The 15,253-nt window shown below is 59.7% G+C and carries 15 protein-coding genes; 9 read left to right on the top strand and 6 right to left on the bottom strand.

All coding sequences use genetic code 11. From position 1 onward, the window contains the following. Positions 1-70: 70 nt before the first annotated feature. Positions 71-541, bottom strand: a complete 471-nt coding sequence (locus J7399_RS09640) for a GNAT family N-acetyltransferase (RefSeq protein WP_209085644.1) — start codon at positions 539-541, stop codon at positions 71-73. Positions 542-869: 328 nt separating this feature from the next. Between J7399_RS09640 and smc the strand changes: the two genes are divergently transcribed. Together smc and J7399_RS09650 are read left to right on the top strand one after the other, a co-directional pair. Continuing rightward, a complete protein-coding gene (gene smc, locus J7399_RS09645) occupies positions 870-4,325 on the top strand; it encodes a chromosome segregation protein SMC (protein WP_209085648.1) in 3,456 nt (1,151 codons plus the stop codon). Between the two features lie 136 nt (positions 4,326-4,461). Further along, on the top strand, positions 4,462-4,827 hold the full coding sequence (locus tag J7399_RS09650) for a hypothetical protein (protein WP_209085651.1): 366 nt from the start codon (positions 4,462-4,464) through the stop codon (positions 4,825-4,827). A gap of 8 nt (positions 4,828-4,835) precedes the next feature. Here the strand turns inward: J7399_RS09650 and J7399_RS09655 are convergent, their stop codons facing one another. From J7399_RS09655 to J7399_RS09670, 4 genes are all read right to left on the bottom strand, one after another. After that, the gene (locus tag J7399_RS09655) at positions 4,836-6,008 is read right to left on the bottom strand and encodes a lytic murein transglycosylase (protein ID WP_209085654.1); all 1,173 of its coding nucleotides are present in this window, start codon (positions 6,006-6,008) and stop codon (positions 4,836-4,838) included. A 64-nt stretch (positions 6,009-6,072) separates the two neighbouring features. After that, positions 6,073-6,981: an adenosylcobinamide-phosphate synthase CbiB gene (gene cbiB / locus J7399_RS09660; protein WP_209085657.1), complete on the bottom strand. Its 909-nt coding sequence runs from the start codon at positions 6,979-6,981 to the stop codon at positions 6,073-6,075. Next, entirely contained in the window at positions 6,978-7,961 is a 984-nt protein-coding gene (locus J7399_RS09665; RefSeq protein ID WP_209085660.1) for a threonine-phosphate decarboxylase, read from the bottom strand. Before J7399_RS09665 ends, cbiB begins: the two co-directional genes overlap by 4 nt. A gap of 65 nt (positions 7,962-8,026) precedes the next feature. Further along, positions 8,027-9,001 (bottom strand): glutathione S-transferase family protein, encoded by a 975-nt coding sequence (locus tag J7399_RS09670; protein ID WP_209085663.1) that lies wholly within the window; start codon positions 8,999-9,001, stop codon positions 8,027-8,029. Positions 9,002-9,253: 252 nt separating this feature from the next. On the opposite strand from J7399_RS09670, the gene J7399_RS09675 reads away from it, so the two are divergent. Further along, positions 9,254-9,607: a hypothetical protein gene (locus J7399_RS09675; RefSeq protein ID WP_209085665.1), complete on the top strand. Its 354-nt coding sequence runs from the start codon at positions 9,254-9,256 to the stop codon at positions 9,605-9,607. Positions 9,608-9,662: 55 nt separating this feature from the next. On the opposite strand, the gene J7399_RS09680 is transcribed toward J7399_RS09675, so the two are convergent. Then, positions 9,663-10,835, bottom strand: coding sequence for a MalY/PatB family protein (locus J7399_RS09680; protein WP_209085668.1), 1,173 nt, complete (start codon positions 10,833-10,835; stop codon positions 9,663-9,665). A gap of 262 nt (positions 10,836-11,097) precedes the next feature. Between J7399_RS09680 and def (J7399_RS09685) the strand changes: the two genes are divergently transcribed. The 6 genes from def (J7399_RS09685) to J7399_RS09710 all read left to right on the top strand — a co-directional run bounded on the left by def (J7399_RS09685) (position 11,098) and on the right by J7399_RS09710 (position 15,229). Then, on the top strand, positions 11,098-11,610 hold the full coding sequence (gene def / locus J7399_RS09685; protein ID WP_209059169.1) for a peptide deformylase: 513 nt from the start codon (positions 11,098-11,100) through the stop codon (positions 11,608-11,610). Next, complete coding sequence (def, locus tag J7399_RS09690; RefSeq protein WP_209085671.1) at positions 11,607-12,110, top strand: peptide deformylase; 504 nt, start codon at positions 11,607-11,609, stop codon at positions 12,108-12,110. Before def (J7399_RS09685) ends, def (J7399_RS09690) begins: the two co-directional genes overlap by 4 nt. Further along, the gene (gene def, locus J7399_RS09695) at positions 12,107-12,601 is read left to right on the top strand and encodes a peptide deformylase (RefSeq protein WP_209085672.1); all 495 of its coding nucleotides are present in this window, start codon (positions 12,107-12,109) and stop codon (positions 12,599-12,601) included. Before def (J7399_RS09690) ends, def (J7399_RS09695) begins: the two co-directional genes overlap by 4 nt. Positions 12,602-12,638: 37 nt before the next feature. Next, the gene (gene fmt / locus J7399_RS09700; protein WP_209085673.1) at positions 12,639-13,544 is read left to right on the top strand and encodes a methionyl-tRNA formyltransferase; all 906 of its coding nucleotides are present in this window, start codon (positions 12,639-12,641) and stop codon (positions 13,542-13,544) included. Between the two features lie 242 nt (positions 13,545-13,786). Continuing rightward, positions 13,787-14,023 (top strand): hypothetical protein, encoded by a 237-nt coding sequence (locus J7399_RS09705; protein WP_209085674.1) that lies wholly within the window; start codon positions 13,787-13,789, stop codon positions 14,021-14,023. Between the two features lie 147 nt (positions 14,024-14,170). Then, positions 14,171-15,229 carry a glycosyltransferase family 2 protein gene (locus J7399_RS09710; RefSeq protein WP_209085675.1) on the top strand — a complete coding sequence of 353 codons (1,059 nt, stop codon included), beginning with the start codon at positions 14,171-14,173 and terminating at the stop codon, positions 15,227-15,229. Positions 15,230-15,253 lie beyond the last annotated feature (24 nt).

A 15,253-nucleotide genomic window follows, 5' to 3' on the forward strand; every position in this document is an offset into this window, starting at 1 on the left:
GAGCGCATCAAACTGGTCAGGTAATTTGACCACGCCATTCCACAGAGGGCAAGCCCCGTTGGATCACTGCTTAGGTGAGGGTCTTTGTCATAAAGATTGAAGAACTGTTGGCTTCATAGTCCCCAAACGGCCCGCAATCCACAAATCCATGCGCATGATAGAGGCTGTGCGCCTCGCTCAGCTTGTCTCCGGTTTCAAGTTTCAGCTCTGCAAGGCCCTGATCCCGTGCGGCCGTATCAAGCTGCGCCATGAGCTTGTGGGCAATGCCTTTGCCGCGGGCCTCTGGATCAACAAACATGGATTTGATCTCGCCATAGGCGCCTTTGTTTGCAAGCGCGACGCAGCCCAATGTGGTGTCGCCTTCTTTGGCCACAAAGAAGCTGATTTCCGGAACACACAGCTCATCGATCGACAGAAAGTGATTGTCCTCAGCAGCAAATAGGCTCTGCATCAGGGCATGGCTGGCCTGCAGCAGCGCGGTCGCCTGCGGATCACGTGGATCACCGGGAATGACCGCAATATTCGATGTGTCTTGTGCCATGTTTGCCCCCAGTCATTGTAAGCTGTCATCTGACCTTGCGGTTGTCTGGCAGCAGTTCTCAGCCAAGTCCAGAAGAGACGCACCCACAGGGAAGTTTTGTACCACCCTTTCGCTGTCCCGTCCTTGCGGTTGCATAGAATCATGGCGCTTTGCGTGATCAGCTTTGCCGGCCTCTTTACGCTCCTTCGCGGAGCTAATCTCACCTCAGTGGCAATATCTTGTGGATAAATCCACCGCCTTTGCCACATCATGTGGTTTGCCGTTGACTCCCTGCCACAAGCCTTTGCAGACTTCTCAAAACCACAGGAATCATAGGGCCGCAGATAATTTGCGCTTCTCCAAACTCAGACTGACAGGCTTCAAAAGCTTCGTGGATCCCACCGATCTGATCATCGCTGATGGTCTGACCGGCGTAGTGGGCCCCAACGGCTGTGGCAAGTCCAATCTGCTGGAGGCCCTGCGTTGGGTTATGGGGGAAAACCGTCCAAAGGCCATGCGCGGTGGCGGTATGGAGGATGTGATTTTTGCCGGGGCGGCCACGCGACCCGCCCGCAACTTTGCTGAAGTGTCGCTGCAGATCGACAACTCCGAACGACTTGCCCCGGCAGGCTTTAATGATGATGACGCGCTCGACATTGTGCGCCGCATCACCCGTGACGTGGGCAGCGCCTATAAGGTGAACACCAAAGACGTGCGTGCCCGCGATGTGCAGATGCTCTTTGCCGATGCCTCAACCGGCGCGCATTCGCCAGCTTTGGTGCGGCAGGGGCAGATTGCCGAGCTGATCAACTCCAAGCCCAAGGCCCGCCGCCGCATTCTGGAAGAAGCGGCAGGCATTTCCGGCCTCTATCAGCGCCGCCATGAGGCCGAGTTGAAGCTTAAAGGGGCTGAAACCAATCTCGCGCGTGTCGATGACGTGATCGAGCAATTGGCCAACCAATTGAGCCAGCTGGCGCGTCAGGCCCGACAGGCGGCGCGTTACCGTGCGATCGGGGATGAGCTGCGTCAGGCCGAAGGGCTGTTGCTCTATCGCCGCTGGCGCGAAGCTGATGAGGCCCGTGCGAAGGCAGATGACGAGCTGCGTGAGCGCACAACCTTGGCCAGTCAGGCGGAAATCGCGGCCCGGACTGCTGCCAAAGAGCGGGTGGCGCGCGATGATCTAGTGCCGGGCAAGCGTGAAGAAGAAGCCATCGCCTCTGCGATCCTGCAGCGCCTGCAGGTGCAGCGCGACAGCCTGAACGATCAGGAAGCCCATGCACTGCAAATCATTGAAACGCTCAAGAACCGCATTCTGCAACTCAGCCGTGATATGGAGCGCGAGGCCGGTCTGAACCGCGATGCCGTTGACACCATTGAGCGGCTGGAATGGGAGCAGCGCGAGCTGGGTAAGGCCAGCGAAGGCCACGCGGAGAAGCTCGAAGCGGCCTCAGATGAATCCCGTGAAGCTGCCAGCGTGTTGCAAGACCGCGAGGCCGAGCTCTCCAAGTTGACCGAAGATGTGGCCCGTTTGGCCGCGCGCCACCAATCCGCGCAGCGTCTGCTGCACGACAGTCAGAAGACGCAGGAAAAAAGCGAAGCGGAAGCTGCCCGCGCCCGCGCTGCGGTTGCGGAGTCCAAAGACGCCCTCAGCCGTGCGGCTGAAGAGCTGGAGACCGCACGCGAGGCCGAAGAAGAGGCGATTGAGGCGGCGCAAGACGCCGAAGAAGGGCTCTCAGCCGTCGAAGAAGAGCGCGCGGAGACCCAATCCCGTGAGGCCGAAGCCCGCGCCGAGCGCTCTGAGGCCGAAGGCGAACTCAACGCTCTCAGGGCGGAAACCACCGCTTTGGCCAAGCTCGTAGAGCGCGACACCGCAGAAGGTGGGCAGATCCTGGATCGGCTTCAGGTACAACAGGGGTTTGAGAAAGCGCTGGGCGCTGCCTTGGCAGATGACCTGCGCGCGCCGGAGGTGGAGGAAGAGGGGCCATCCGGGTGGTACGTGCTGCCGCAATACGGTGATGTGCAGCCGCTGCCCGATGGGGTCACCTCGCTGACCCAGCATGTTTCTGTGCCTGAGGTGCTTGAGCGCCGCATGAGCCAGATCGGCCTGGTGGCCACCGAAGATGCCTTGCAGTTGCAGCCGCTTTTGAAGCCGGGGCAACGCCTTGTTTCGATCGAAGGCGACCTGTGGCGGTGGGATGGTTACCGCGCCTGGGCCGAAGATGCGCCGAGCGCAGCAGCGCTGCGCCTGCAGCAACTCAACCGCCTTGAGGAACTCAAACAAGCCATGGCCAGCGCCACCGCGCGCACCGATGGCGCCGTGGACGCCCATCAAACGCTACAAAACCGCTTGCGGGAGTTGTCTGATATTGATCAGGCCGCCCGCGAAGCCCGCCGTGCCGCCGACCGGGCCGTGGCGGATGCCAATCGCGCCTTGAGCCGGGCAGAGGCGGATCGCAATCTGGCCGAAGGCAAGCTTGAAAGCCTTGGCCTTGCGGTGACGCGCCACGAAGAAGAGGCCATGGCTGCACGCGCGCAACTCAATGAAGCGGAACGCGCCTTGGCGGACCTTGGCGATCTGGATGCCGCGCGTCAGGGCGTTGAAGACATCAAAATGACGGTCGAAGCCGCCCGCATCATGATGATGTCCCGCCGCTCTTCTCATGACGAGCTGCGCCGTGAGGGTGAGGCGCGTCTCAAGCGGTCCCAAGAGGTGATCAAAGAGATCAGCGGCTGGCGCCACCGCCTTGAGACCGCTGAAAAACGTATGAACGAACTGGTCGAACGCAAAGACAGTTCCGAAGAGGAGCTGATTGATGCAGGCGCCGCTCCGGAAGAGATCGCAGCCAAGCGCGAAGAGCTGACCGATGCCATCGAGGCCGCCGAAGAGCGCCGCCGCACCGCCGCGGATGCTTTGGCGGAAGCGGAAGGTGCACTGCGTGAGGCGGAACATGCAGAACGGGACGCGGAACGCGCGGCCAGTGAGGCCCGCGAGGCGCGCGCACGGTCTGAAGCGCGCGCAGATGCGGCGCGCGAGACCGTGGTCTACGCGGCAGAGCGGATCATGGAAGAGCAGGAGGTGACACCTGCCGACCTTCTGGAACGCCTTGCCGTGGAGCCGGACAAAATGCCGGATGCAGGTGACATCGAGGCCGATGTGAACCGCCTCAAGCGGCAGCGCGACAGCCTTGGCGCGGTCAACCTGCGCGCCGAAGAAGACGCCAAAGAGGTGCAGGAAGAATATGACGCGCTGACCAGCGAGAAATCCGATCTCGAAGCGGCGATCAGCACCCTGCGCAGCGGCATTGCCAGCCTCAACAAAGAGGGGCGCGAGCGTCTGCTGACAGCCTTTGAGCAGGTCAACAGCAACTTCTCTTTGCTGTTCCGCCATCTCTTTGGCGGGGGCGAGGCCAATCTGGTTCTGGTGGAAAGCGAGGACCCGCTGGAGGCAGGCCTTGAAATCATGTGCCAGCCGCCGGGCAAGAAGCTCTCCACTCTGTCCCTGCTGTCTGGCGGGGAACAGACCCTCACCGCCATGGCGCTGATCTTTGCGGTGTTCCTGGCCAATCCGGCTCCGATCTGTGTGCTGGATGAGGTCGACGCGCCGCTGGATGATGCGAACGTCACGCGGTTCTGTGACTTGCTGGACGAGATGTGCCGCCGCACCAACACTCGCTTTTTGATCATCACCCACCACGCTGTCACCATGGCGCGGATGGACCGCCTCTTTGGGGTGACCATGGTAGAGCAGGGCGTGAGCCAGCTTGTGTCGGTGGACCTTAAGGCGGCAGAGACGTTGGTGGCGTAACGCTCAGGGGCCAGCCCCCTCTTGGCCTGACGGCCAATTCACCCCGAAGTATTTTTGGCAGAATGAAGAGGCTCACCGCTTTGTGACGCAGAAACATGTCCCGCTCGGTTTAGGGTTGCGGCATGGAGGATGCGTGATGCGGATGATGATCGGGTTTTTGATGCTGTTGGCCGCGCCAGTAGCGGCGCAGGACTGGAAAACCCAGCCCGGCGACACAGCTTTTGACAGCGCAAGCCTGACCGAGCGCCTGTCCGGACAGACCTTGGTTTTCTTTGATAACGGGCGGTCGGTCTTTGAAAGCAACGGCCAGTATCAATACACCTATGGCGGTGGCGGGACCTGGTACGGCCATTGGAAGGCCGTCGCAGATAGCACGTTTTGCGTGACTTTTGTCACGGGTGTGGAGCGCTGTGACCGCATTGTGGAAAACGGCGGCCGCCTTGTGCTGCAGACCAAAGATGGCATGCGCTTTCCAGTGCGCGAGGTTGTCGCGCACTCCTGATAGAGCTTTTAGAGCGCGTTCAGCAATTGCTGCGTAGGCCAGGCATCCGCAGGCAAGCCCAATCGCTGTTGTTCTGCCTGCACCGCACGGCGGGTCAGCTTGCCAAGGATGCCATCCACCTTGCCAACATCATGGCCGCGCGCCTTGAGTTTGCTCTGCAATTGCTTCATTTGCGCGCCGCTCAGACCGGGATCGGCATTGCCCGCATCATAGCGCGCCGCCCCTTCCAGACGGGTGGCAAAATAGGCCGCGGTGGTCACATAGACAAAGCTCTGGTTCCACTCAAAATACACATTGAAGTTCGGGTAGGCGAGGAAGGCTGGCCCTTTGCGCCCCTGTGGCAGCAACAGTGACGCAGGCAGATTGGCCAGCTGTCCTTCGCGGGGTTTCACCCCCATCTGTGCCCATTGTTTTGCAGGCAATGTGGTGTCCAGCCCGGACTGGGACCAATCCAGATTGGCAGGCACGGTGACTTCTTGCAGCCAAGGCTCGCCCGCGCGCCATCCGAGATGGGAGAGCATCTTGCCGCCCGACATCAGCGCGTCCTGCGGCGATGTCTTGAGGTTCACTTTGCCGTCGCCATCGCCATCCACGCCGTTCTCGATGATGTCCGCTGGCAGCATTTGGACCATGCCGATCTCACCGGCCCAGGCGCCTGTGGTCTTGGTCGGGCTGAAGTTGCCGCGTTTGTACAGCTCCAGCGCCGCAAACACCTGTGGGCGGAACAGCTCCGGGCGACGGCAATCATGGGACAGGGTCACCAGAGAGTTCAACGTATTGAAGTCCCCCTGAAATGCGCCGTAATCGGTTTCAAACGCCCAGAACGCCAACAGTACGCCGCGCGACACGCCATATTGGCGCTCGATGCGGTCAAAGGTGCTGGCATATTGCTGTGCTTTTTTGCGGCCCACATTGATGCGGTTCTGACTGATCAACCGCTGGCTGAAATCCAGAAACGGGCGTTGGAATACCCCTTGGCTGCGGTCCGCTTTGATGGTGGCTGGGTCTTGGCGCACATTGGCGAAAAATGCGTTCACCGTGCTTTTGTCATAGCCCTTGGCGCGGGCTTCCTGCTTCAGACCGCTGACGAAGCTGTTAAACGACCCCCCGCATTGCGCGATTGCGGTGCTGGCGGTGGTGATGGAAAGAAACGCGGCGGCAAGCGCAGGCAAAAGACGCATCTGAAAGTCCCTGAAGCAATATTTGCGTTCAGACATAGCCAGAGGCGTCTGGCTGGGCAAGCGCTCAGAACAGAGCCAGTATCAAGGCTGCCGCGAGCGTGATGCCCCAACTGCGCCACAGCGCGCCACAGGCGGCGTCCACATCATCAGGTCCGAGCTCTTTGCGGCCTTCAGGGTTCACAAAGGGAAAGCTCTGCATCTTGCCGTCATAAGCGCGGGGCCCCGCCAGAGAGATGCCAAGCGCGCGGGCCATGGCAGCCTCCGGCCAGCCCGCATTGGGCGAGCGGTGCAGACGCGCATCCGCTTTGATGGCCTGCCACTGGGACAGCCCTGCATGGCTGACGGCAATCAGGGCTGCGGTGATGCGGGCAGGCACCCAGTTCAGCACATCATCAAGCCGCGCAGCGGCCCAGCCAAAGTGCAGATATTTCTCAGAGCGGTAGCCAATCATGCTGTCTGCGGTGTTCACCACTTTATAGACCAGCAGGCCGGGCAGCCCGCCGATCAGGAACCAGAAAGCCGGGGCGATCACCCCGTCGCTCAGGTTCTCTGCACCGGATTCAATGGCGGAGCGTGCCACCGCGCTTTGATCCATATGGGCGGTGTCTCGACTTACAATCCGCGCCACCATGCGCCGCCCATCCCCGAGCGACAGCCGCAAGCCATCGCCCACCGCTTGAACGTGATCCACAAGCGAACGTTGCGCCAAAAGGATGGCAGTAATGATCAGTTCGGGTAGCCAGCCAAACAGGCCAATCACCTTGCCAAGCACCATGGCGCCGATGACCAGACCAACCACCACAAGCGCTCCTTTGAGGCGGCCGGCCTCACCGGTGTTGAAACGCGCATCGGCCTGTCCAATCACGCGGCCCATCAGAACCGCCGGATGGGGCAGGCGTTGCCAAAGCCAGCGTGGCTCCCCAAGCGCAGCATCCAGAAGCATTGCACCAACCAAAACACATGCAGTGCTCATGCGCCTGCCTCCATTGTTGTCAATGCATTCTCAAGCTGTGCCCAGCGATCCGGCGCAGGCAGACCAAGACGCAGGAATGTCTCCGAATATGGGAAAACCCGTGTCCAGATGTGATGCTCAGCCAGTTGTTCCTGCCATTTGGCCGCATCCGGCACGTCATAGAGACGGAACAGCGTGGTGCCGCCGACAACCCGCGCGCCTTTGGCTGTCATCAGGGCATCGAGCCGATCGCTGCCTTTGCTCAATCGCGCGCGTGTATCCGCGGCCCAGCTGTGATCCTGTAATGCTGCGGTGCCTGTGCGCAACGCCGGGCCGGAGACCGCCCATGGGCCGCTCAAGGCGCTCAGCTTGGCGGTAGTGTCAGGTGTGGCAATCGCAAAGCCCAGCCGCATCCCGGCCAGCCCCCAGAATTTGCCAAAACTTTTCAGCACAATCCGCCCCGGCTGATCGACCAGATGCACGAGGCTGTCATCCGGGCAGACGTCACAAAAGCTCTCGTCGATCACCACCAACGGGGCATCCACATCTTCGGCCTGCCAGCGTTTACCTGTGGGGTTGTTAGGATGCACCAGCACCCGCGCTTCAGGCGCGCTATTGCCAAAGGCCCAGCCCTGCGCCGCAAAGGCGGCGGCATGTTCATTGTAGGTTGGGGCAGGGATGTCCACGCTGCCTGCAGGCAGGAGTGCCGGAATGCGCGCGATCAGAGCTGAGGCCCCGGGAGCCGCAAGGATCGCAGCACCCTCCGGCACCTGCCAGAAATCCCTCGCGGCGCGGATCAGCGCATCCTGCGCCGCCTGATCAGGCAGATCATTCCAATCCGCCGCGGTGAACTCGGGCAAAGGATAGGGCACGGGGTTGATGCCAGTGGACAGATCGAGCCACTCCGACCGTGTACCGCCCCACCGGGCCACCGCCGCGTCAATGCCGCCACCGTGATCGCGCGGTGGCATGACTGAAACCAAATCTCTTCCCGCCTGCATCGCGCCGCGCTCCTTTTCGTTCAGAGCGCGGCTACACCACCAATACGGCGTTTGGCAAGCCGCGCTCAGCCGCGCCCGTGCGGCGCATCAAAATCCAGAACCGGATTGATCGGCACAATACGGTGCGGATTGATGCTTTCATGGCTGCGGTGATAGTGGCCGATGATGTGATCCATATTCACGGTCTCGGCCACACCTTCCACCTGAAAGAGCTCCCGCGTGTAGCCCCAGAGGTTCGGATAATCGATCAGCCGCTTGCGATTGCATTTGAAATGCAGGTGATAGACCGGATCAAAGCGCACAAGCGTGGTGAAGAGCCGCCAATCCGCTTCGGTGATGTGGTCGCCCATTAGATAGCGGTTTTGCGAGAGCCGCTCTTCCAGCCAGTCCAGCGTGTCAAACAGCGGGTGTACAGCGGCGTCATAGGCCGCTTGCGAGGTGGCAAAGCCGCTTTTGTAAACGCCATTGTTGACCGTGTCATAGATCCGCACGTTGACCTCTTCGATCGCCTCACGCTCGGCCTCAGGCCAGAAATCCAGCGTATTGCCGGTCAGCCCGTCAAAAGCGCTGTTGAACATCCGGATGATCTCAGAGCTTTCATTGCTCACAATGGTTTCCCGCTGCTTGTCCCACAAAATCGGCACGGTCACGCGGCCTGAGTAGCTCGCATCCGCCTTGGAATAGAGACTATGGGCAAATGGCAGACCATAAAGCGTATCGCCCGTCGCACCGGCGCCGTCTGTCTCAAAGGTCCAGCCCTCGCTCAGCATGTCCGGATGCACCGCAGAGATGCTGATGTGATCCTCAAGCCCTTTCAGCTTGCGAAAGATCAGCGTGCGATGCGCCCAGGGACAGGCGTAGGACACATAAAGGTGATAGCGACGGCTCTCGGCCTTGAAGCCATCTGTGCCGCTTGGCCCCGCGCTGCCATCCGCGGTGATCCAGTTGCGAAACTGCGATTGCGAGCGCACAAATTTGCCGCCCGTGGACTTGGTATCATACCATTGATCGGTCCATTTCCCATCAACCAAAAGCCCCATGGCGTGCTCCCTTCCGAGGTGGTGTCGTCATCGATGTTGCACAGTAATCTAGGGGCCACAGCGGCGTCATAACACCGGCATACCCGCGCGCTTGCTGCGCATTTTTGCACAGAAATAGCGAGGCAAAGCCGCATGGGATGTCGCGCTTTTACAAGGCGTTGCCCTTCCGAACGGTGGCGTATGTTTACAAAATCTTCGCTTGACCCAGCTCTAATGGGCCGCGACGATGGAGGCCGATTTTGGAGATTCTCGATGAGTACATTCGTTTCCGCTGAAGTGCAGGCAGGCCTGGATGCCGCCCGCAAGAAAGCCCTGAAACAGCGCCATCGCCTTCGTATAGAAGCTGATGGTCAAAGCATTCGTGTGCTGCGCCATTGGGAAACCGGTTTCACGCTGGATGCCGAAACCGCGCCACATCTGCGTGGGCTGGTCGATCTCTATGACGGCAGCAAACACCTGTTTCAATGTCTGGTGATTGCCGCAGATGAGGAACACGGCGAAATGCGCTATGAGTTCAAGCGCTCCACCCCGGCAATGGAACGCGCTCCGGTCGATTTTTATCAGGGAGAGCCCGCGCCGGTCGCATTGCTGGAACAGCAGAGCTAATCTGCACGGCAGGCTGCGCCCGGCCCGTTTGAGTAGCGGGCAGGGCGCTTTTGTTTTACTGCATATCGGCGAATGCCGCGCGCAGACGGCTTGCTGCCTCTTCCACGCGGGCTTGCGGTGTGGCGATATTGAACCGCAGGAAGTTTTCGCCGCCTTTGCCAAAGGTTGGCCCATGGTTCACCGCGATGCGGGCATCTTGTTCCACCCGTTTGGTGAACTCGGCCCGCGACATGCCAGTGTCGGTGAAATCCACCCAGCTGAGGTATGTCGCCTCAAGCGGCATGGAGGCCACGCCGGGAATATCTGCAATTGCCGCATCCAGAATTTTCCGGTTGCCGTCCAGATAGGTGATCAGATCATCTACCCAGGCCGCACCATCCGGCGAATAGGCCGCTTCCGCCATAAACAAGCCAAAGCTGTTGGGCGATAGCCCAAGCGCGGCCATGCGGGTCGCAAACTTGGCGCGCAGCGCCGGGTCGGGAATGATCACATTGCCGGAATGGCTGCCCGCGATGTTGAACGTCTTGGTGGTGGCGGTCATCATCACCAACCGGTCCAGAATGCTCTCATCCACGTTGGTCATCGGGATATGGGTGTGCCCCGGGTAGACCAGATCATGGTGGATTTCATCAGACACCAGAATGAGATCGTGGCGTTTGCAGAAATCTGCCACGCCCTGCAGCTCTTCACGGGTCCAGACACGGCCACCGGGATTATGCGGCGAGCACAGGATAAACATGGTTTCATGCCCCTGCATCTGCGCATCCCAGGCCGCGAAATCCATCTCATAGCGCCCCTCGTTCAGCGCCAGCGGGCATTCCACAACTTCGCGGCCTGCCGAAGCAATGACCCGTGCAAAGGCGTGATAGACCGGTGTGGTCAGCACAACGCCATCGCCCGGTTTGGTAAAGCTGTCCACACACATGCCGGTGCCGTTCACCAGCCCATGGGTGGTGAAGACAGATGCCGGATCCACCTCCCAGCCATGCCGGGTCTTCATCCACCAACAGATCGCTTCGTTGTACGCGGTCTCATCACCGTAATAGCCATAGATGCCCTGTGCCTGCATTTTGGCAATTGCATCCGCCACACATTGTGGCGGGCGGAAGTCCATATCCGCAACCCACATGGCGATCCCGTCATCGGCAGGCACGCCATAGATCTGCTCCATCATGTCCCATTTCACAGAGTGGGTGCCAAAACGGTCGATGATTTCGTCAAAACTCATGTGGTGTGTCCTTTGCTTAACATCGCAAGGCACGCTAGCGAAAAGCGGGCGCGGCGCAACCCATCTTGCAAAAAACCCACAACTGCACCCTTTGGATTTGAGGATATTTTGTCTGATGCCGCTCTAGTGACTTGCAATTACGCATCTATTGGGGTGGTGGTGGGCAGTATGTGTCAGAAAAGCCGCTTTACCCAGCCGTTGGGCGTTATTGCATAGAGCCTAACCCGTTGCGCGCAGGGCGCGTCTGTCCTAGATGAGGGCCATGATTAAGCCCATTCTCATCCACCCCGATCCGCGCCTCAAAAAACTCTGCGCGCCCGTTGCCGATCTGAGCGACGATCTGCGCACATTGGCCGAAGACATGCTGGAAACCATGTATGACGCGCCTGGCATCGGCCTGGCTGCGCCGCAGGTTGGCGTGCTTGAGCGTCTGATCGTGATGGATTGCATCAAAGAGGGCGAACCGGAACCGGTGGTGATGTTCAATCCTGAGGTGCTGTCCAGCTCTGAGGATCAGAGCGTATATGAGGAAGGCTGCCTGTCTATCCCGGAGCAGTTTGCCGAAGTCACCCGCCCCGCCGAAGTGCGTGTGGGCTGGATCGATATGGATGGCAATCCGCAGGAGAAAGATTTCGATGGCCTTTGGGCGACCTGCGTGCAGCATGAAATCGACCACCTCAACGGCAAGCTCTTCATCGATTATCTTGGCCCGATGAAGCGCCAGATGATGACCCGCAAGTCTCAAAAGCTGAAGCGCGAGCTGGCACGCGGATGAGCATTCTGCCGCTGGTCTTCTATCCCGACGCGCGGCTGGCGCAGCCCTGCGCCCCGGTCACAGATCCGGCCACCGACGAAGACCTGCGCCCCGTGATCGCAGATATGTTTGATACCATGTATGCCGCTCCCGGTCGTGGTTTGGCCGGGCCACAAGTGGGCGTGATGAAACGCGTCTTTGTAATGGATTGCACCTGGAAAGACGGCGCAGGGACGCCAATGGCATTTCTCAATCCGGAGATCATCGTGCAGAGGGAGGATGAGGATACGCTTAATGAAGGCTGCCTCTCGATCCCTGATCTGATGGTGCCTGTTGTCCGCCCCGCGGCGATCACAGTGCGGTGGATGGATGAGCTTGGCGGCACGCATGAGCGTAATTTTGACGGCTTTGAAGCCCGCTGCATTCAACACGAAATGGATCATCTTGACGGCCGCGTGACGCTTGATCACCTATCCGAGCCCGCCCGCACCGAGATTTTGCAAGGATATACCGCCCCATGACTGTTCGCCCCTGCCTGCCTTGGCCAGACAAACGCCTGCGCACCGTTTCCGAACCAGTGGCAGAGATCACCGATGAGGTGCGCGAGGTCTGGAACGACCTGATTGACACCATGTATGCCATGCCCGGCGTTGGCATGGGCGCCAATCAGATTGGCGTACTCAAGCGCCTGATCGTGGTCGATGCCACCGAGGAGGGCAATCAGGCCATCCGCATGGCCAACCCGGAAATCTTGCACGCCTCGGTGCAACCGCGCGAGCATGAAGAGGCCAGCCCGAACCTTGTCGGCGTATCTGCCAAAATCTCCCGCCCGCGCGCTGTGACCGTACGCTATATGGATGAAAACGGCGAAATGGTTGAGAAAGATTTTGTGGGTCTCTGGGCCACATCCGTGCAGCATCAGATCGACCACATCAACGGCAAGATGTACTTTGATCACCTTAGTAAAACCAAACGCGCGATGCTGATCAAAAAGGCGCAAAAGCGGCGCTAACGCCCAACCTCAATTGCACGCACACAGGAGACAGACCATGCGCATTCTCTTCATGGGCACCCCCGATTTTTCCGTTTCCGTGCTTGATGCGCTGGTGGACGCAGGCCACGAGATTGCCGCTGTCTTCTGCCAGCCTCCGCGCCCTGCTGGACGTGGTAAGAAAGACCGCCCCACACCGGTGCACGCCCGCGCTTTGGAGCTGGGCCTTGAGGTGCACCATCCCAAAAGCCTGCGCACCGATGAGGTGCAACAGACCATCCGCGATCTGAAGGCGGATGTGGGGGTTGTGGTGGCCTACGGCCTGCTTCTGCCCCAGGTGGTGCTGGACGCCCCGACGCAGGGTTGCCTGAACATCCACGCAAGCCTCCTGCCGCGTTGGCGCGGCGCTGCCCCCATCCACCGCGCGATTATGGCGGGAGATGCAGAAACGGGGGTGTGCATCATGCGAATGGATGCGGGGCTGGACACTGGCCCTGTGCTGCTGCGTCGTGACCTCACCATTGGCGCCGAGGAAACCACCGCAGAGCTGCATGACCGCCTCGCGGTCTTGGGCTCCGGCGCCATTGTGGACACGCTTGCCGCGTTACCCGAACTGACAGCCACGCCCCAGCCAGAAGAAGGTGTCACCTACGCCGAAAAGATCGACAAATCCGAAGCGCGCATCGACTGGTCCGCCCCGGCGGTTGAGGTGGACCGCAAAATCCGCGGCCTCTCCCCATTCCCCGGTGCATGGACAGAGATTGAAGGCCAACGGGTGAAACTCCTCGCCTCCCGCCTCGCAACGGGGCAGGGCGACGCCGGCACTTTACTGGATGATGCGCTCACCGTGGCCTGTGGCGACGGCGCCGTGCAACTCCTACGCCTGCAACGCGCCGGCAAAGGCGCGCAGGATGCAGACGTGTTCCTCCGAGGCTTCCAGCTCAGCAAGGGTGATGTGATCTAGGCGCGTCGCTCAATTGGGCGCCCGGTGTTTCAGCATTGGTGGAGAACCCAACATCGCCAACACGCCCGCCACTGCGTTTTCTCATTCGTCAAATATCCCGAGGGTGCGGGGGCTGGCCCCCGCGAAACCAGACACGACGCACCTTTCCGATGCTCCCGGCCCCAAGGCCATCTCTTGCCTCGCAGCGCGTTTTGCCCAATCGTAGGCAGGTAAATACACCGCTAGCACGCCCATGAGGTCCCATGTTCTTTGCCTTCTTCGGAACCGTCATCATCGCCGGAATCATCGGCTATGCCTCAGAGCGCATCCGCTTCACGCATAATGGCTACATCCCGTCGATCATCATCTGCATTGGCGGGGCGTTTTTGTTTTTCATGGTCAGCCGCATGTTTCACATCGGTTTTGGCAGCCCGGGCATGAATGCGATCGTGTCTTCGATCGGCGCACTCATCATCGTGCCAACCCATTACCGCCGCTAAATCCCGGCACGCCGGTGCCCCGAAAGCCACAAACGCCTGCGCTACATTAAGAATTTCTTAAAATTGTAGACCGCTGGCCAAAACCTTGACTATGCTCGACTCATATAAGCGGCACCAAAGCCGCATGCTTTATTGAGGCGAGCAAAAATGGCGATTTTGGATTTTGGCAGCGATTCCGCTGCGCCAAAGGTCACGGTTGTGACCACCATGAAGGACGAAGGTCCTTACATTCTTGATTGGGTTGCGCACTATAAGGCCCTTGGTGCGACAGACATCGTTGTGTTCACCAATGACTGCAGTGACCCTACCGACCAGATTCTACGAAATCTCAACAGGCTGGGCTATGTCCATCATCGTTTCAACCGTGTGATGCGTCGCGGGCCGCACAAAAGCGCGCTGATGTGGGCGGAACAAGAGCCTGTGGTACGCGATGCGGATTGGCTGCTGGTGGTTGATGTGGATGAGTATCTCGACATCAAAGTCGGAGACGGCACTTTCAAAGCGCTCATTGATCATCACAAAGGCGCAGATGCGATCTCTCTGGTATGGCGTATCTTTGGCAACGCGGGAATTGAGCACATCTCAGACCGCCCTGTGCCGGAAGAGTTCGTGAAATGCGAAGGCGCCGAAGTTAACCCACAACGTCGCAGCCGCTTTTTTAAGACTCTGTTTCGCAACAACGAGAAATTCAACCGCATGGGGGTGCACCGCCCGTTTCTTGAACGCAGCGCCACAGATATTGTCTGGGTCACCGCTGATGGCACGCGCATCCCCGATGAAAACATGCCCGGCGCGCTCCATGTGAGTGACGGCTACGGCTATGAAGTTGCACAGCTCAATCACTATGCTTTGCGCTCCAAGGATGCGTTTTTGAACAAGCAGCGCCGAGGGCGCGCCAATCATGTCGGTGGGAACCTCAAGCTCGCCTACTGGAAAAAATTTGATCGCAACGAGGTAGAAGATCACAGTCTGGCAGACGGCTTCGCCAAAGCCCTGCCGATCAAAGAAGCGATGCTAGACGATCCTGTTGTCCGAAGACGACATGAAGAGGCGATTGAGGGCGCGCGAGCCATGGCCAAAATGGCGCGTAGAAAACGCCCAGGCCGCGCCTTTGTTGTGCATCTGGATCGCATGCTTTCCGGCGGGCACATGCCCGATGAGGAGGAGATCGAACTCTCAAGTGATGGCGCCGATCAGGCGGCCTAAGACGATAAAAACGCAGGTAGGAGG

Origin of the sequence: Shimia sp. R9_1 (genome assembly GCF_017743775.1) — a bacterium.
Taxonomy (GTDB): domain Bacteria; phylum Pseudomonadota; class Alphaproteobacteria; order Rhodobacterales; family Rhodobacteraceae; genus Shimia.